This is a genomic window from Arthrobacter sp. B0316-5-4 (genome assembly GCF_059090325.1).
Genome location: NZ_JBNHFN010000001.1, coordinates 135,344 through 151,438, shown reverse-complemented (window position 1 = coordinate 151,438; position 16,095 = coordinate 135,344). Strand labels below are relative to the sequence as shown.

Genomic DNA, 16,095 nt, shown 5'->3' with positions numbered 1-16,095 from the left:
CTGGTCACATGACGGAACCACGCCATGAACCCACGCCCACATCCACTTCACCGCACGCTTCCGAGCCGCAAGCAAGCCAGCCACCACAGTCCAGCGCCGCGCCGCTTGGATCGGGTGGTTCTCCTGCGGGAGGCGCAATTGCGGCGCTCTCCATTCGGGGCCTGGCCAAGCGGTTCGGCGAAAAGATCGCGGTCGATGGCGTAAGCCTTGAAGTGCCTGCCGGTTCGTTCTATGGAGTGGTCGGTCCCAACGGTGCGGGCAAGACCACCACCCTGTCCATGGCCACCGGCTTGCTTCGGCCTGACTTCGGGACGGCGTTGGTGCACGGCGTGGATGTCTGGGCCAAACCCCTCGAGGCCAAGAAGCTCATGGGTGTCCTTCCTGATGGTGTGCGGTTGTTCGACCGCCTCACGGGCGAGCAGTTGGTCACCTACTCGGGCCTGCTGCGCGGCATGGACCGGGAAGTTGTTGGCACCCGTGTCCCTGAGTTGCTGGCCGCCCTTGACCTGCAGGCCGATGCCGGCACGTTGGTGGTGGACTACTCGGCCGGTATGACGAAGAAGATCGCCCTGGCCTCGGCGCTCATCCATGCCCCGCGCCTTCTTGTCCTTGACGAGCCGTTCGAATCGGTGGATCCGGTCTCAGCGGCCAACATCCGCGGCATCCTGGAAAGCTACGTGGCTTCCGGTGGCACTGTCATCGTGTCCAGCCACGTGATGGACCTGGTCCAGCGCATGTGCAGCCACGTCGCTGTGGTTGCCGGCGGTCGGGTGCTGGCGGCCGGTTCCGTGGACGAAGTCCGTGCTGGTTCCACGTTGGAGGAGCGTTTCGTTCAGCTGGTGGGCGGCGGACACAGGACGGAGGGGCTGGAATGGTTGCGCACCTTCTAAGCCTGAAGTGGCGTTTGCTGCTCAACGGCTTCAAGCGCAGTCCCTGGCAGTTGGTGGGCATGGCCCTCGGTTTGCTCTACGCGCTGGGCGTCCTGTCCCTCCTTGTGGGTGGCCTGGTGGCGCTGCGCTGGGCTGATGCCGGGATCGCGCACACCGTCGTTGTGCTGGGCGGCGCGGTCACTGTGCTGGGATGGGCCATCATTCCGCTGGTCGCTTCGGCAGCTGACATGACGTTGGATCCCGCACGCTTCACTACTTTCGCGATTCCGCCAAGGCAGTTGCTGACTGGCCTGGCGCTTGCAGGATTCATTGGTATTCCGGGACTGGCCACGCTGATTGCCTCCCTTGGAACTGTCGGGACCTGGTGGAGGAGCGTCCCGGCCGTATCAGGGGCGCTGCTGGGTGCGGTCCTTGGCGCAGTCACCTGCGTGGTGCTGTCCAAGGTGGTCACCACGGCCACGGCTGGCCTGGCGTCCTCACGGCGTTTCAAGGATGTCAGCAGCATCATCGTCTTCATCCCCTTGGTGCTGCTGGGTCCCATCATGGTGGGGGTAGTTGATGGCGTTCGGGGGAGCGCGGAGTATCTTCCGGCGCTGGCCAGGACGGTGTCCTGGACGCCTTTTGGCGCTCCGTGGTCCTTGGGTGGAGATCTTGAGGCAGGCGATGCTGTTGCTGCCGGCATCAAGCTCCTGATCTCGGTGGCCACCATCGCTGCCCTGCTTCTGTGCTGGCACCTGTTGCTGCAGCGTGCGTTGGTCACTCCGCCGTATTCCGGAGGTTCGGCGAAAAAGGGCGGAAAGCTTGGACTGTTCGGCCTTCTTCCGGGGACGCCGTCGGGTGCAGTCGCGGCACGTGCCTTGATCTACTGGTTCAAGGACCCCAGGTACGCGGCATCCTTGGTGATCGTCCCGCTGTTCCCGGTCCTCTTCTTTTTTGCCGGCTCGCAAAGCGGTGGCTACGGCCTGCTGATGATCCTGGGACCGTTGACGGCCTTCACCATGGCATGGTCGATTTGTGCTGATGTCTCGTATGACAACACGGCATTTGCCCTCCATCTTGCCGCTGGAGTCCGCGGCCTTGATGACCGGCTGGGGCGTGCCTTGGCTTGCCTGACCATCTCGCTTCCCGTTGTCTTGCTCTTCACCGTCGCACCGTTGTTCGTCACTGGGGACTGGCAGTGGTTGCCGAACCTCCTGGGCCTCTCGCTGGGCACGCTCTTCACCGGGCTGGGACTATCTTCGGTGATTTCGGCCCGCTACAACATTGCCGTTCCGTTGCCGGGAGACAGCCCCTTCAAGAAGCCACCGGGAAACGTTGCCCAGACCCTGGCCGTGCAGGCAGTGGGGATGGGCCTCCTGGGCCTCCTGCTGTTGCCTGAGTTGGCGCTGGTGGCTGTCCAGGCTTTCAGCGGTGGTCCCGAGGCCGGCTGGATCAACCTGGCGGTGGGTCCGTTGTTGGGGCTGGTCCTCTTCGTGGTTGGCGTGCGCCTGGGCGGAAAATGGTTGGACGCCCGCGGGCCCGAAATGTTCGCCCAGCTCAGCGTGAACCGCTGATTCCGTAACAACCATGCCCATAGATGGGACATGGGATAACCTCTGTGAAAGATAGCTCGAAGACCCTTAACAAGAAAGGCCGTGACGATGGAAGTTGTCATTCTCCCTGGCACCAAGCAGATCGGTGCGCTCGCTGCCGACGCCATTGAGGCGCTGGTGCGCCGTAAGCCGAACGCCGTGCTGGGCTTGGCAACAGGATCTTCGCCACTGCCCGTCTATGACGAACTGGCGAGCCGTTACGACGCCGGCGGACTGGACTTCAGCCAGGCCCACGGTTTCGCGTTGGATGAGTATGTAGGCCTCGAAGCCGGCCATCCTGAGTCGTACCGGGAGGTTATCCGCCGCGAGTTCACCAACCGCGTGAACATCAAGCCGGAAAACGTCCATGGTCCGGACGGCGCCGCCGCCGACCTTGAAGCGGCGTGCCAAGCGTATGAGGACGCGATCAAGGCCGTGGGCGGGGTGGACCTGCAGATCCTTGGGGTGGGAACGGACGGCCACATCGGCTTCAACGAGCCGGGCTCTTCGTTGGCTTCCCGCACCCGCATCAAAACGTTGATCGAGCAGACCCGAAAGGACAACGCACGCTTCTTCGACAGCATCGACGACGTCCCCCACCACGTGGTTACCCAAGGACTTGGAACCATCATGGATGCCCGCCACGTGGTCCTGGTGGCTACCGGCGCCCAAAAGGCGCAGGCTGTCCGTGACTTCGTGGAAGGCCCGGTCGCCGCCATCTGCGCTGCTTCCATCCTCCAGATGCATCCGCATGCCACCATCCTGGTGGATGAGGCTGCCGCGTCCTCACTCAAATTGGCGGACTACTATCGGCACACGTACGACAACAAGCCGGAGTGGCAGGGCCTGTAGACGGTAAGATGTTTGGCATGACTACGCTTCCTCCGGATCCATTCGAAAACGACCCCATGCGCGAGCTTTCCGGAGCCGGAACGTCCACTGCCACCATTGAGCGCGAGGAAACGCGCCAGGAAGTGGAGCCCGGCGACCGCGAGCGGTTTTCGCACTACGTCCGCAAGGAAAAGATCATGGAATCGGCGTTGACCGGTGAACCTGTGATCGCTTTGTGCGGCAAGGTGTGGACGCCGGGACGTGATCCCCAGAAGTTCCCGGTGTGCCCGGAGTGCAAGGAGATTTACGAAGGCCTCCGCCCCGGCAACGATGGTGGAAAAAACGGCGGCCCGGACAACTCCAAGTAGTGGGCAGGAAGCAAACACAGGCCCTATCTGATCGTTACCGCTTTCCGGACCGCTGCGGCGTGTCCGGAAAGCAGGGCGTCTCTGACGCTGCCAGCATGCGGGGGGAATCAGCATGACCGAAACACTCTTTGGTGGCCCCTCGCTGCCTCCCGCGTATCCGGAGCGCGCCGCCTGGGGCACTGCGCCCAAACTTCGTGCCTGGCAGCAGGAAGCGTTGGATCTCTACATGTCGCGCAACCCCAAGGACTTCCTTGCCGTGGCAACACCCGGCGCAGGAAAGACCACCTTCGCGTTGCGCATCGCCACCACGCTGCTGGACAGCGGAGTGGTTAACCGCGTGACCATCGTGGCGCCCACGGACCACCTGAAACGGCAGTGGGCGGACGCTGCAGCCAAGGTCGGAATCGCCATCGATCCCAACTTCAAGAATTCCGACGGCCAGCACGGCCGCGGTTTCGTTGGGGTGGCTGTCACCTACGCACAGGTGGCCAGCAAGCCCATGCTGCACCGCGCAAAGACTGAAGCAGCACGCACCTTGGTGATCCTGGACGAGATCCACCATGGCGGTGAAGCCCTGTCATGGGGTGACGGACTTCGTGAGGCCTTCGATCCTGCGACGAAGCGGCTGTCCCTGACTGGTACCCCGTTCCGCTCGGATACATCCCCCATCCCCTTCGTCGAATATGCCGAGGACCGCGACGGCATTCGCCGTTCCAAAGCCGACTACACGTACGGTTACGGCAACGCCTTGCGGGACCACGTGGTTCGACCCGTCCTGTTCATGGCCTACTCCGGCCAGATGCGTTGGCGGACCAGCGCAGGCGACGAAATGGCCGCTTCGCTGGGTGAAGCCGCCGTGACCAAGGACATCACGTCCCAGGCCTGGCGGACGGCCCTGAATCCTACGGGGGAGTGGATCCCAGCCGTCCTGGCTGCCGCGGACAAACGCCTGGGTGAGGTCCGGCGTACAGTTCCGGACGCTGGTGGCCTGGTGATCGCCACGGACCACGACGACGCACGAGCCTACGCGGGCCAGCTGAAGAAAATCACTGGCCAGTCACCCACCGTGATTCTTTCCGACGATTCCAAGGCGTCCAGCAAGATCGAAGAGTTCTCCGCGGGGGACAAGCGCTGGATGGTCGCGGTTCGGATGGTGTCCGAAGGCGTGGACGTTCCGCGCCTGTCGGTGGGTGTCTACGCGACCTCGACGTCCACCCCGCTGTTCTTCGCCCAGGCCGTGGGCCGCTTCGTGCGTGCCCGCAAAAGGGGAGAAACGGCGTCGGTATTCCTGCCTTCGGTGCCGCCGTTGATGATCCTTGCCAACACCATGGAAGCGGAACGCGACCACGCCCTGGACCGTCCAGAGAAGGACGAAGACGGACTCTTCAGCCCTGAGGAGAACCTCATGGCGGAAGCCAACCGCGAGGATAAGGCCTCGGACGAGCTCACCAAGGGCAAATTCGAAGCACTGGACTCGCAGGCCTCCTTTGACCGCGTCCTGTTCGACGGCGGCGAGTTCGGTACGGGGGCCGATATCGGTTCCGACGAGGAGTTGGACTTCCTGGGCATCCCGGGGCTTCTCGACGCCGAGCAGGTGGGCACACTGTTGCGTCAGCGCCAGCACGAACAGCAGTCGCGCAAGAAACGCCAGTCGCCCTTGGCGGCAGCCGCTTCACCGGCGATCCCGGACCACCGCATGCTCATGGACCTGAGGAACGAATTGGCCAAGAACGTGGCCGCGTGGTCCGCCCGAACGGGAACGCCGCACGGAGTAGTCCACACCAAGCTGCGGGAAGTGTGTGGCGGCCCGGCGGTGGCACAGGCCAACGAGGAACAGCTGCAGGCCCGCCTGCGTAAACTCCAGGACTGGTTCATAGGCCGGAAGTAGCCGGCCCAAACCTTCGGTAACTACGCCAAAGGGCGCCGCGGTTGCGGCGCCCTTTGGCGTACCGGGCGTACAGGGTCAGCTGCGTTCAACCTCGACGCCGGCCGCTTCCATCTCCTCGAATGTCTCGGTGAGGTCCTCGGCGATACCTGCCGTGAGGTCTGCGATGACTGTGGTGGTGTACCCGGCCTGGACGGCGTCCAATGCTGTGGACTTGACGCAGTAGTCGGTCGCGAGGCCGACCACCACCACCTCCTCGACATCGTGGCTCTGCAACCAGTCATCCAGGCCGATTGCTTCTTCATCCAGCACTTCGGTCACCGTCGCCCCTGCTTTGAGGTCGCCGGAGGGGACGTCGTCTTCGGGTGCCAGGATGCCTTCGAAGCCGGAGTAGGCAGCCGTGAACTGTCCTTTGCGGAAGTAGGCCTGGATGTATTCCGGGTCCAGGTCCTCGTGGAGCTCAGCCCCTTTGGTCCTTGCCCGGCAGTGCGGAGGCCATGAATCGACCATGTCGGGCTCGTCCGAGAAGTGGGCCCCCGGCTCGATGTGCCAGTCCTGGGTTGCCACGATGTGATCGAAGTGCTGCTGGTTGGCGTCGACGTATTCGGTGATGGCGCCGGCTACGGCTGCGCCTCCGTCGACAGCAAGGGTGCCGCCTTCGCAGAAGTCGTTCTGGACATCGACGATGATCAGGGCCCTGGACATCAGTTCTCCTCGTAGATGGTGGGAATGGCAGGTTCGCCACGCTGCAGCCGGTTCACGACGGCGGGAAGTTCGGCCATGGTTGCCGCGTGCCGTTCCTTGGCGCGGATGACGCCTTCCGGCCCGGTCCATCCGGGCAGTACCTCGCCGTTCTTGACGAAATGCTGGAGCAGCTGACGGTCGTTTCCGTCGTCCTCGGGACGGTGGCCGATACCCACGATTTCCTGGGTTGCCCGGCCGCGTTCATTGAGCTTGCGAAGCGCGTATTTGCGCCCCCCAACGCTGGCCTTGTTCTTGGCGGCCTTGGCCACTGGAATGAACTCGCCGTCGTCGTTGGTGCGGCTCACCAGTTTGTAGACCATGCTGGCTGTCGGGGCGCCCGAGCCGGTGACGAGGGATGTGCCAACTCCATAGGAGTCCACGGGGGCGGACTGCAGGGCGGCGATGGCGAATTCGTCGAGGTCGGAGGTCACCACAATGCGGGTATTGACGTTGCCCAGGTCATCGAGCAATTGCCGGACCCACTGCGCCTGGGCGATGAGGTCGCCGGAGTCCAGGCGCACCGCGCCCAGCTTGTCACCGGCGAGGTCGACGGCGGTCCGAACGGCGGCTTCGACGTCGTACGTATCGACGAGCAGCGAGGTTCCTGGGCCAAAAGTCGCGATCTGGGCTTCGAAGGCCTCCCGCTCCGTGTCGTGCAGGAGCGTGAAGGAGTGGGCAGCGGTGCCTACTGTCTTGATGCCGTACCGGCGCCCGGCCTCCAGGTTGGAGGTGCTGGCAAAGCCGGCGATAACAGCGGCGCGGGCGGCCGCCGTCGCTGATTCCTCCTGGGTCCGCCGGGATCCCATCTCGATGCACGGACGGGTGCCCGCCGCCGATGTCATCCTCGAGGCGGCGGAGGCGATGGCACTGTCATGGTTGAGGACGGAGAGGATGAATGTTTCCAGGATGCATGCTTCGGCGAACGTTGATTCGACGATGAGGATGGGGGAGTTGGGGAAGTAGGCATCGCCCTCGGCGTAGCCCCAGATATCGCCACTGAACTTGTAATTGGCGAGGTAGTCCAGGGTTTCCTGGTTGACCACGTTGTTTTGCTCCAGGAACTCCAGCTCGGCCTTCCCGAAACGGAAGTCGGCGATGCCCTCCAACAGGCGTCCCGTGCCGCCCACCACGCCGTAGCGGCGACCGTCAGGCAGCCGCCGGGCGAAGGCTTCGAACACTGATCGGCGATGTGCGGCCCCGGAGTGCAAGGCTGCCTGAAGCATGGTCAGTTCGTAGTGGTCTGTGTACAAGGAAGTTGCGGGGTGGTCCCACGACGTGGCTCTACTCACGAATTCACTCTAGTGCGAGCCGCCATAGAATGGACAGATGAGCCCTAGCGTTGCGTTTGGCACGGACATCGATGAGCGGACGGAAACTGCGGAGCAGTCGTCCACCGGTGTCCTGACAGCCCCCGATATCCCTTGGAACCTTGTGATCTGGAATGATCCCGTCAACCTGATGAGCTACGTGAGCTACGTGTTCCAGAGTTACTTCGGCTATTCGGAGTCCAAGGCGCACAAACTGATGATGGAGGTCCATAAAAAGGGCCGGTCCATCGTTGCCCACGGCAGCAAGGAACAAGTAGAGCAGCACGCGGTAGCGATGCATGGGTTTGGCCTCTGGGCCACCGTGGAGAAGGCTGCAAGCGGCAATGAGACACCCGGAAAGGGCGGCCGCCAGAGTGGCTAAGGCATTCAAGTTTGGACTCAAGGGCATCACTGGATACCTGGAGCCGGCCGAGCGGGACCTTCTGCGTGGATTGTTGGACGACGTCATCTCCATGCTGGACTCGGATGCCCGGGACAACGAGGATCCCTTGGCGGCACTGATCGGCCTGGACATGGACGTCAAGCAGCCGAGCGACCGCGCCCTTTTACGGCTTCTGCCCAATGTCCTGAAGGACGACGACGATGGCTCGCTGGAGTTCCGGCAGCTCACCGAACGCTCTGTCCGGGAAAGCAAGGTCGGTGCACTGCGGGCCACCGCCATGGGACTGGACAAGGACGAACTGGTCCTGACCCTCGAAGATGCCACCCGCTGGTCCATGGCACTGAACGACGTGCGGCTTGTCCTGTCGGAACGCCTGGACATCCGCGATGAGGCTGACGCGGAGCACATCCACAGCATGCAGGACTGGAGCCAGGCGGAGGACGTGGAGAGCTATTTGGCCTTGGTCTACAACTTCACCACGTGGCTCCAGGAATCCCTGGTGCAGGCCATGATCTCCGCCAGGCAGGCGAAATTCTGATCCGCCCCGTGGGGTGTTGGTGCCGCCTTGTGACACATCAGACACGAGGCGGAGACCACAGGTAATGGCCGGACGCCATGGGAAGCCTTATTCTCGAATAATTATGACTTCAGCATCGGGCAGTTCACCAAGCGGCGCTTCAGCCAGTGGCGACCACCTCAGCGACGGGGAAATCGTAGGGGCGCGCCCGATCGGCATCTTCGACTCCGGAGTTGGTGGGTTGACCGTAGCCCGGTCCATCATTGACCAGCTCCCCAACGAGTCAATCCTCTATGTAGGGGACACCGCCAACGGCCCCTACGGTCCGCTTCCGATAGCCGAGGTGCGGGCCAACGCCCTGGGCGTCATGGACGAACTGGTGGACTCCGGCGTCAAGCTGCTCACCATTGCGTGCAATTCGGCGTCGGCTGCTGTGCTCCGTGATGCCCGTGAACGCTACACGGCCCGTTACGGTATCCCTGTTATCGAGGTCATCCAACCGGCTGTGCGTCGGGCCGTCTCAGCCACCCGCTCCGGCAGGATCGGCGTAATTGGTACCTCCGCTACGGTTGGTTCCCGGGCCTACGAGGACACCTTCGCGGCTGCACCGGACCTGACCATCACGTCCGCGGCCTGCCCGGCATTCGTTGAATTCGTGGAAGCCGGAATTACCACCGGCCCGGACCTTCTGTCGGCTGCCAACGAGTATCTGCAGCCACTCAAAGCCGCCGGCGTGGACACCGTTGTCCTGGGGTGCACGCACTACCCGTTGCTGACCGGGGTCATCTCCTTCGTCATGGGTGAAGACGTGACGCTTGTTTCCAGCGCTGAAGAGACGGCCAAGGATGTCTACCGTGCGTTGGCCAACCACGGCATCCAACGGACGGAGCCTACCGCGCCCAGCCACGAGTTCATCGCCACGGGCGATGCCGCGCATTTCGAAACCCTGGCCCGCCGCTTCCTGGGACCTGAAGTGCTTTCCGTAAAGCACGTGGACCACGTTGCAGCGCAGTACCCCACGGGGAGCCTGGCCCGCATTACCCCCGAGATGCTGGAAGCTGCCCGATCGGGAGCCGGACTGTCCCGACGTTCCTACTTCGTGCAGCCTGAGGGCAACGCCACTACCGGCTCGGGTGTGGCCATGGGACGTGGCCTGTGAAACTGACGATCGTGGGGTGCACCGGATCATTCCCGGGCCCCGGTTCGCCCGCGTCCTGTTATCTGGTGACGGCTCACGATGGCGAACGCGAGTGGAAAATTGTCATGGACCTGGGCAGCGGAGCCCTGGGCGCGATCCAGCGCTACACGGACCTTGAGGATATTGACGCGATTTTCCTGACCCACCTGCACCCGGACCACTGCATGGACCTTTGCGGCCTTCATGTCGCCGTCCGCTGGAAGCCAGGCGGTTGGGGCCGTGACAGGCTTCCCGTGTGGGGGCCTGCAGCTACTGCAGACCGGATGGCGACAGCCTATGGGCTGGACCTGGACCCTGGGATGCACGAAGAGTTCGACTTCACCAACTGGGCCGAACAGAAGCCCGTGACTGTGGGTCCTTTCACCGTCACGCCCTATGCGGTCAACCACCCGGTTGAAGAGGCATATGCGTTGCGTGTTACCGCCACGGAACCGGGCAAGGACGGGGTTCCGGTTACCAAGGTCCTGACCTACTCCGGGGATACTGATTCCTGCCAGGGGCTCGAGGATGCGGCCAAGGGTTCGGACCTGTTCCTCTGCGAAGCGGCCTTCGAGGAGGGCCGGGACGATGACATCAAGGACGTCCACCTCACTGGCAAGCGGGCCGGCGAGGCCGCTACCAACGCAGGGGCCAAGCGGCTGCTGCTTACGCACATTCCCGTGTGGACTTCGCAGACCAAAGTGCTCTCGGAGGCCAAGCCGGTCTTTGCCGGGGACGTGGCTGTGGCTGTTGCCGGGGTGCATTACACGATCTAGGGTGGCCGGCGTCGGGCGCCCGGTTGGCTTGGCTAAGCTTGGAGCATGACTTCTGAAGCAACAGCCACACCCGTCATCCGCGCCGATGGCCGGACCCCCGACCAACTGCGCCCCATCAGCATTACCCGCGGCTGGTCGAAGCAGGCCGAGGGATCGGCGTTGATCGAGTTCGGCAACACCCGGGTACTGTGCACCGCTTCGCTCACTGAGGGCGTGCCGCGCTGGCTCAAGGGAGAAGGCCGCGGTTGGGTCACGGCCGAGTACGCCATGCTTCCCCGCGCCACCAACACCCGATCCGACCGCGAGTCCGTCAAGGGCAAGATTGGTGGACGCACCCACGAAATCTCGCGCCTCATCGGCCGTTCCCTTCGCTCCATCATCGATACCAAAGCTTTGGGCGAAAACACGATCGTCCTGGACTGCGATGTCCTCCAGGCCGACGGCGGTACCCGGACGGCCGCGATCACCGGCGCTTACGTTGCCCTGGCGGAAGCCATCCGCTTCGCCCGGGAGAACAAGCTCATTGCCCGCAACGCCGAGCCCTTGGTGGACACCATTGCGGCCGTTTCGGTGGGCATCATCGACGGCGTGCCCATGCTGGACCTGCCGTACGTTGAGGACGTCCGCGCGGAGACCGACATGAACGTGGTGGTGACCGGTTCCGGCAAGTTCGTCGAAGTGCAGGGCACCGCTGAGGGCGCTCCGTTCGATCGCGACGAACTCAACGCCCTCCTGGACCTTGCCCTGCTGGGCACCACGCAGCTTTCGGCTATCCAGCGCGAAACGCTGGCGGAAGCCCCGTGAGCGCCGCTACGGCAGGCGTGCCCCGGCTGGTACTGGCCACGCACAACAAGGGCAAACTGAAGGAATTGCGTGAACTTCTTCGGGGCCAGGTGCCAGGGCTCGACGTCGACACCCAAGTGGTGGACGCCGCTGCGGCGGGTGCCCCGGACGTCGCCGAAACAGGTGTCACCTTTGCGGAGAACTCCCTGTTGAAGGCCCGTGCGGTGGCGGAGGCTACCGGCTTGGTGGCCATTGCCGATGATTCCGGCCTGGCTGTGGATGTCCTGGGCGGAGCCCCGGGTATCTTCTCTGCACGCTGGTCCGGGCGGCACGGCGATGACATTGCCAACCTGAACCTCTTGTTGGCGCAACTCTCGGACGTTCCCGATTCCTTCCGTGGAGCGGCTTTTGTCTGCGCTGCGGCGCTGGCAGTGCCCGGCGCGGATGGCATTGACCATGAAACCGTGGAGTACGGCCAGCTCGAGGGGACCCTGCTGCGTGAACCCCGCGGCCAGGGTGGGTTCGGCTACGACCCCGTGCTGCAACCCGCCGGCATGGACCGCAGTTGTGCCGAACTCAGTGCCGAGGAAAAGAACGCCATCAGCCACCGGGGACAGGCGTTCCGGGCTTTGCTGCCGGCCATCGTGGACGCACTGTCAGGCTCCCGCGGCTGAAGTAAGCCCGGACCTGAGAAAACGAATGGCACCCCGCGCGGCGGGGTGCCATTCGTTTTTCGCTTGCTTGGGCGGAACGCCCGGCGGCCTTAGTGCTCGCCGGTTTTGCCGCCGTCGTGCTCGTCGATGAATTCCTCCACGGGATCGGTTCCCTGGGCGGCTGCCTTGCGCTTGGCGACGAATCCGCGGCCTACCTCGATGAGGATCGGAATAACGGAGATCAGCACGATGACGATGAAGATGATGTCGATGTTCTTGCCGACCCAATCAAACTGGCCAAGCCATGCACCGAGGAGGGTAACCCCGCCGCCCCACAGCACGGCCCCAATGACGTTGAAGAGGAAGAACTTGCGCTTGTCCATCTGGGCCACGCCGACGATGACCGGCACGAAGGTGCGGATGATCGGCACGAACCTGGCCAGGATCAGCGCTTTGCCACCGTGCTTCTCGAAGAATGCGTGGGCGCTTTCGACGTTTTCCTTCTTGAACAGCCGGGAATCGGGCTTGTTGAAGATCGCCGGCCCGGCCTTTGCCCCAATGAGGTAACCGGTCTGGTTACCGAGGATGGCCGAGACGATGATCAGGCCACACATGCCCCACAGGTTGAACTCAATGGCTCCTGTTGACACCAGCAGCCCGGCAGTGAAGAGCATGGAGTCGCCGGGCAGGAAGAATCCCACCAGCAACCCGGTCTCAGCGAATACGATGGCGCAGACCAGCAGAACCACCCAGGGTCCCAGCGGTGAGTCGCGCAGGAAGACGTCGGGGTTCAACCAGTCCGGCAGGAACGACGCCATGGCCGGCTGCACTGGGCCCGCGCCCCCGAAAGTGGATACGGCCATATCGCTAATCGCAGTAAAGATCACCCATCAAGCCTACTTGAAGCCAGTCCGCGGAAATTTCCGGCGGCGCGAACGGCTGCTTGTCACCACAATCACTCTTGGACAACGCCGCCCCACCGCCCAAATCGGCAGGGGCGGCCTTTTCCGGCTGTAATCTTGACCAGTGGCATTGGACTTTACGGCGATCGACTTTGAAACAGCCAACGGCTTCAGGGGGTCCCCGTGTTCGGTGGGACTCAGCAAGGTCCGTAACGGGGTTGTGGTGGAGGAAGCCTCATGGCTGATGCGCCCGCCTGAGAACCACGATCATTTCGAGTTCCACAACACACGGATCCACGGTATCCGCGCTGAAGACGTGACGGGGCGCCCGCGGTTTGGGGAGCTCTTCCCCGAAATCGGGGCTTTCATCGGTGGCGACGTACTTGCCGCCCACAACGCGGCCTTCGACCTCGGTGTCATCCGCTCGGGCTTGGAAGTCTCTGGTCTTCCGGGGCCCGCTTACCACTACGTGTGCACCGTCATGCTGTCCCGCCGATGCTATTCGCTGGTGTCCAACTCGCTGCCTTATGCGGCCGAGGAAGCCGGAGTGCCGTTGGTGAACCACCACGACGCAGCTGAGGATGCCCGCGCGTGCGCAGGCATCCTGGTGGACATAGCCCGGCGCAACAATGCCAATAGCATCGCTGAACTCTATCTTTCCCTGGGGCTGAACCTGCCCCATCAACCGGCGTTCGATCCCGCGTTGGGCCTGTCCAAAGCCACCGTGTCAGCGTTGGCCGCGAAGAATGGCAGTTCCCTGGAGCGGGCGCTGGAAGGGACCCTGGGTGGTCCAAGCGGTTGGTCGGCATGGCCGGAGGAAGGCCCCAACCCGCTGCCCAACCCCGCGGCCGAGCCCGGACACCCGCTCTTCGGACAGACCGTGGTTTTCACCGGTGATCTGGCCATCACACGGCCCGAAGCGAAATCCCGGGCCGCGGACATGGGAGCCCGCCCTGAAAGCCGGGTGACTGCCCGAACCACCGTGCTGATTGTCGGAGACGGTTTCGTGGCTGGAGACCTCCGGGCAGGACGACTTACAGGCAAGGCAAAACGGGTCCTTGAGCTCCACGCCAAGGGACAGCAGATCGAGGTGGTCTCCGAGGGCGAGTTCCTGCAGATGGTGGGCGGCGCCTGACCGGCTGGGGGTCACACTGCGCAATATTGCTTCCCGTGGGTGGAGCAGCGCTCCTAGCCTTGGTTCATGACCAAGCCAAGCTTTCCCCAAGCGCCGGCCCGCCAAGCTGCGGACACTCCCGTTAGCGGTGGGATCGATTGGCGCGCCGTGTTTGCCTTTCCCAATCCCGTCAACGAGTACGCCGCCCGGATCACCGCTGGGCTTGTTGTGGTGCTCGCTGTCGTGACCTTGGTGACCGGCTGGGGCTGGGGGCTGGTTGCCCTCGCCGCAGGATTCTGGCTGCGCGTGCTTTTTGGTCCGCGGATTTCCCCGCTGGCCCTGCTGTCCGTCAAGGTCCTGGCTCCGCGGATAGGGCATGCCAAGCTGGTTGCCGGTCCTCCCAAGCGCTTCGCGCAAGGCATCGGGGCCGCGTTGACGAGCGCCGCAGTCGTCCTGTTCTTCGCTGGCTTCCAGCCAGGCGCCTGGATTTTGCTCGCTTTGCTGATCGTTGCGGCCTCACTGGAGGCTTTTGCCGGCTTCTGCCTGGGGTGCGCGATTTTTGGTTTCCTGCAGCGCCGGGGCCTGATCCCGGCGGATGTTTGCGAGGCCTGCAGCAACATCACACTTCGCCGCACCTAGCCCGGGCCGTCAGCCGGTGGTGACGGCGAGAAGCCGGTCTGCCATGCCCCGGATGACCTCCGGGGCTTCCAAAGCCTCCAGCCAATCCGCAGGCAGGCAGTCCTCACCGTAGTACGCGCCGAGGATGTTGCCCGCGATGGATCCGGTCGAATCACTATCGCCGCTGTGGTTGATGGCCACGGCGATCGCGTTGCGGAAATGTTCTGCCGGTTCACTGCCACTTGTGGACAGGACGGCATAAAGCCCGACGGCGAGTGCTTCCTCAGCCACCCATCCCTCGCCCAGTGCCGCTGTCAGTTCTTCGGGACTCAACGTGGGGGACTCCGCGGACAATTGCAGGGCCGCATCCAACCGTTCGCCCAGCTCGGGTGCTTTGGTGGGAACAGCGTTGACATACCCAAGGGCGTCGACGGCGGCACTGCGGATGTCGCTGCCTGCCACGACGTTGTGGATCAGCAGGCTGAAGGCGGCCGCGCTGAGCCGAGCCGAGGGGTGTCCGTGGGTCAACGAGGCAGCGTCGGAGCTGAGCTTGTAGACAGCTTCACGGGAGATGTGGGGGATAAGCCCAAACGGTGCTGAGCGCATCACCGTGCCGCACCCCTTGGAGTCCGGGTTGACCGGCCTCGCTACGGTTCCCATATCACCGGTGGCCAGGCCACTAAGGCAGGCGTTTCCCGGAGCGCGGCGATGCTTCAGCACGTCCTGGGAGTCGATCCACCGGGGCTGGGGCGCGGGGGCGGAGGACGAAACAGCAACATCCTGGGTCCCGAGCCAACGCAGGTAGGCAAGCCAAAGGCAGGCGATCTCGTCCGCGGCCACCCCGTCGTTCGCCCATTCGAGGGCTTCAACAAGCCCGTCAACCGTGTACAGCGTCATCTGGGTGTCGTCCGAAAAGTGGCTGCCGCCGTCGAGCTGCGTGAACGAGGTCAGGCCCTTCGGCCCGAACTTTGCGCGAATGGCGGCAAGGGAATCGAACTCCACCTCATAGCCCAGGGAATCGCCCAAGGCGCCACCCAAAAGCGACCCGTAAACGCGGGATTCGAAGGACGGAACGGCAGGGGAGGAAGCATCAACACTCATGCCAGTAACTTACCGTGCCGGCGAACCTCCGCTGGTATGGTGGGGAAGCTGCCGGCACCGATGAAACCCTGGAGAGACAACGTGCGTGAACCTGCTTGGCGACGGACAGGCAAGACACCTGACTACAGGTTTTCGCTGGCCAACGAACGCACCTTCCTTGCATGGATCCGGACATCCCTGGCGTTGCTCGCAGGTGCGGTGGCGGTTGACCAACTCGCACCCAACATCGCCCCCACACCGGTGCGCTTGGTCTTGTGCGTCCTACTGGCACTTGTCGGGGCCGGGCTGGCCGCCTTGTCGTATCGCCGCTGGGGTCAGATGGAAGCCGCGATGCGCAACGACCAAGCCCTCCCTTTTTCCCGGGTGATGCTGTTCATGACCATCGTGGTGGCCGTAGCCGCATTCGCCTTTGCGGTGCTGATTCTCGTGGCACGTTGAGTATGGCCTCTGGCAGG

General features: G+C 63.6%; 18 protein-coding genes. 14 read left to right on the top strand and 4 right to left on the bottom strand.

All coding sequences use genetic code 11. The features are described from left to right. Positions 1–8: 8 nt before the first annotated feature. The 5 genes from AC5RU9_RS00695 to AC5RU9_RS00675 all read left to right on the top strand — a co-directional run bounded on the left by AC5RU9_RS00695 (position 9) and on the right by AC5RU9_RS00675 (position 5,548). Positions 9–890 (top strand): ABC transporter ATP-binding protein, encoded by an 882-nt coding sequence (locus AC5RU9_RS00695; RefSeq protein ID WP_494014968.1) that lies wholly within the window; start codon positions 9–11, stop codon positions 888–890. Continuing rightward, a complete protein-coding gene (locus AC5RU9_RS00690; protein ID WP_494014967.1) occupies positions 872–2,443 on the top strand; it encodes a transporter in 1,572 nt (523 codons plus the stop codon). Before AC5RU9_RS00695 ends, AC5RU9_RS00690 begins: the two co-directional genes overlap by 19 nt. A gap of 87 nt (positions 2,444–2,530) precedes the next feature. Next, entirely contained in the window at positions 2,531–3,313 is a 783-nt protein-coding gene (gene nagB / locus AC5RU9_RS00685) for a glucosamine-6-phosphate deaminase (RefSeq protein WP_211711562.1), read from the top strand. Between the two features lie 8 nt (positions 3,314–3,321). Continuing rightward, positions 3,322–3,660: a DUF3039 domain-containing protein gene (locus AC5RU9_RS00680; protein WP_211711563.1), complete on the top strand. Its 339-nt coding sequence runs from the start codon at positions 3,322–3,324 to the stop codon at positions 3,658–3,660. A gap of 112 nt (positions 3,661–3,772) precedes the next feature. Further along, complete coding sequence (locus AC5RU9_RS00675; RefSeq protein WP_211711564.1) at positions 3,773–5,548, top strand: DEAD/DEAH box helicase; 1,776 nt, start codon at positions 3,773–3,775, stop codon at positions 5,546–5,548. A 75-nt stretch (positions 5,549–5,623) separates the two neighbouring features. Here AC5RU9_RS00675 and AC5RU9_RS00670 read toward each other — a convergent pair whose 3' ends face one another. Both AC5RU9_RS00670 and AC5RU9_RS00665 read right to left on the bottom strand, forming a co-directional pair. Next, positions 5,624–6,250 carry an isochorismatase family protein gene (locus AC5RU9_RS00670; protein WP_494014966.1) on the bottom strand — a complete coding sequence of 209 codons (627 nt, stop codon included), beginning with the start codon at positions 6,248–6,250 and terminating at the stop codon, positions 5,624–5,626. Further along, complete coding sequence (locus tag AC5RU9_RS00665) at positions 6,250–7,578, bottom strand: nicotinate phosphoribosyltransferase (protein WP_494014965.1); 1,329 nt, start codon at positions 7,576–7,578, stop codon at positions 6,250–6,252. Before AC5RU9_RS00665 ends, AC5RU9_RS00670 begins: the two co-directional genes overlap by 1 nt. 37 nt (positions 7,579–7,615) lie before the next feature. Between AC5RU9_RS00665 and clpS the strand changes: the two genes are divergently transcribed. From clpS to rdgB, 6 genes are all read left to right on the top strand, one after another. Beyond that, a complete protein-coding gene (gene clpS, locus AC5RU9_RS00660) occupies positions 7,616–7,978 on the top strand; it encodes an ATP-dependent Clp protease adapter ClpS (RefSeq protein ID WP_211711567.1) in 363 nt (120 codons plus the stop codon). Continuing rightward, positions 7,971–8,537: a DUF2017 domain-containing protein gene (locus AC5RU9_RS00655; RefSeq protein WP_494014964.1), complete on the top strand. Its 567-nt coding sequence runs from the start codon at positions 7,971–7,973 to the stop codon at positions 8,535–8,537. Before clpS ends, AC5RU9_RS00655 begins: the two co-directional genes overlap by 8 nt. A 64-nt stretch (positions 8,538–8,601) precedes the next feature. Next, positions 8,602–9,675 carry a glutamate racemase gene (gene murI, locus AC5RU9_RS00650; protein ID WP_494014963.1) on the top strand — a complete coding sequence of 358 codons (1,074 nt, stop codon included), beginning with the start codon at positions 8,602–8,604 and terminating at the stop codon, positions 9,673–9,675. Next, complete coding sequence (locus tag AC5RU9_RS00645; RefSeq protein WP_494014962.1) at positions 9,672–10,469, top strand: MBL fold metallo-hydrolase; 798 nt, start codon at positions 9,672–9,674, stop codon at positions 10,467–10,469. Before murI ends, AC5RU9_RS00645 begins: the two co-directional genes overlap by 4 nt. Before the next feature lie 45 nt (positions 10,470–10,514). Next, entirely contained in the window at positions 10,515–11,273 is a 759-nt protein-coding gene (rph, locus tag AC5RU9_RS00640) for a ribonuclease PH (protein ID WP_011775233.1), read from the top strand. Continuing rightward, positions 11,270–11,926 carry an RdgB/HAM1 family non-canonical purine NTP pyrophosphatase gene (gene rdgB, locus AC5RU9_RS00635; RefSeq protein ID WP_494014961.1) on the top strand — a complete coding sequence of 219 codons (657 nt, stop codon included), beginning with the start codon at positions 11,270–11,272 and terminating at the stop codon, positions 11,924–11,926. The genes rph and rdgB overlap by 4 nt, the downstream gene beginning before the upstream one ends. 89 nt (positions 11,927–12,015) lie before the next feature. Here rdgB and AC5RU9_RS00630 read toward each other — a convergent pair whose 3' ends face one another. Next, a complete protein-coding gene (locus AC5RU9_RS00630) occupies positions 12,016–12,777 on the bottom strand; it encodes a DedA family protein (RefSeq protein WP_494015457.1) in 762 nt (253 codons plus the stop codon). Positions 12,778–12,931: 154 nt separating this feature from the next. On the opposite strand from AC5RU9_RS00630, the gene AC5RU9_RS00625 reads away from it, so the two are divergent. Continuing rightward, positions 12,932–13,942, top strand: coding sequence for a 3'-5' exonuclease (locus AC5RU9_RS00625; protein ID WP_211711572.1), 1,011 nt, complete (start codon positions 12,932–12,934; stop codon positions 13,940–13,942). Between the two features lie 66 nt (positions 13,943–14,008). Further along, positions 14,009–14,560 carry a DUF4395 domain-containing protein gene (locus AC5RU9_RS00620; RefSeq protein ID WP_494014960.1) on the top strand — a complete coding sequence of 184 codons (552 nt, stop codon included), beginning with the start codon at positions 14,009–14,011 and terminating at the stop codon, positions 14,558–14,560. 9 nt (positions 14,561–14,569) lie between these two features. Here the strand turns inward: AC5RU9_RS00620 and AC5RU9_RS00615 are convergent, their stop codons facing one another. After that, positions 14,570–15,640, bottom strand: a complete 1,071-nt coding sequence (locus AC5RU9_RS00615; RefSeq protein WP_494014959.1) for an ADP-ribosylglycohydrolase family protein — start codon at positions 15,638–15,640, stop codon at positions 14,570–14,572. Positions 15,641–15,721: 81 nt separating this feature from the next. Between AC5RU9_RS00615 and AC5RU9_RS00610 the strand changes: the two genes are divergently transcribed. Then, positions 15,722–16,078 (top strand): YidH family protein, encoded by a 357-nt coding sequence (locus tag AC5RU9_RS00610; protein ID WP_175538584.1) that lies wholly within the window; start codon positions 15,722–15,724, stop codon positions 16,076–16,078. Positions 16,079–16,095: the final 17 nt, after the last annotated feature.

What these genes read in the sequence shown, in the direction of transcription:
- AC5RU9_RS00690 (WP_494014967.1), top strand. Translation starts at nt 872, where the DNA reads ATGGTTGCGCACCTTCTAAGCCTGAAGTGGCGTTTGCTGCTCAACGGC.
- AC5RU9_RS00695 (WP_494014968.1), top strand. Translation starts at nt 9, where the DNA reads ATGACGGAACCACGCCATGAACCCACGCCCACATCCACTTCACCGCAC.
- clpS (WP_211711567.1), top strand. Translation starts at nt 7,616, where the DNA reads ATGAGCCCTAGCGTTGCGTTTGGCACGGACATCGATGAGCGGACGGAA.
- rph (WP_011775233.1), top strand. Translation starts at nt 10,515, where the DNA reads ATGACTTCTGAAGCAACAGCCACACCCGTCATCCGCGCCGATGGCCGG.
- AC5RU9_RS00615 (WP_494014959.1), bottom strand. Translation starts at nt 15,640, where the DNA reads ATGAGTGTTGATGCTTCCTCCCCTGCCGTTCCGTCCTTCGAATCCCGC.
- AC5RU9_RS00670 (WP_494014966.1), bottom strand. Translation starts at nt 6,250, where the DNA reads ATGTCCAGGGCCCTGATCATCGTCGATGTCCAGAACGACTTCTGCGAA.
- murI (WP_494014963.1), top strand. Translation starts at nt 8,602, where the DNA reads ATGGCCGGACGCCATGGGAAGCCTTATTCTCGAATAATTATGACTTCA.
- AC5RU9_RS00675 (WP_211711564.1), top strand. Translation starts at nt 3,773, where the DNA reads ATGACCGAAACACTCTTTGGTGGCCCCTCGCTGCCTCCCGCGTATCCG.
- AC5RU9_RS00620 (WP_494014960.1), top strand. Translation starts at nt 14,009, where the DNA reads ATGACCAAGCCAAGCTTTCCCCAAGCGCCGGCCCGCCAAGCTGCGGAC.
- AC5RU9_RS00680 (WP_211711563.1), top strand. Translation starts at nt 3,322, where the DNA reads ATGTTTGGCATGACTACGCTTCCTCCGGATCCATTCGAAAACGACCCC.
- nagB (WP_211711562.1), top strand. Translation starts at nt 2,531, where the DNA reads ATGGAAGTTGTCATTCTCCCTGGCACCAAGCAGATCGGTGCGCTCGCT.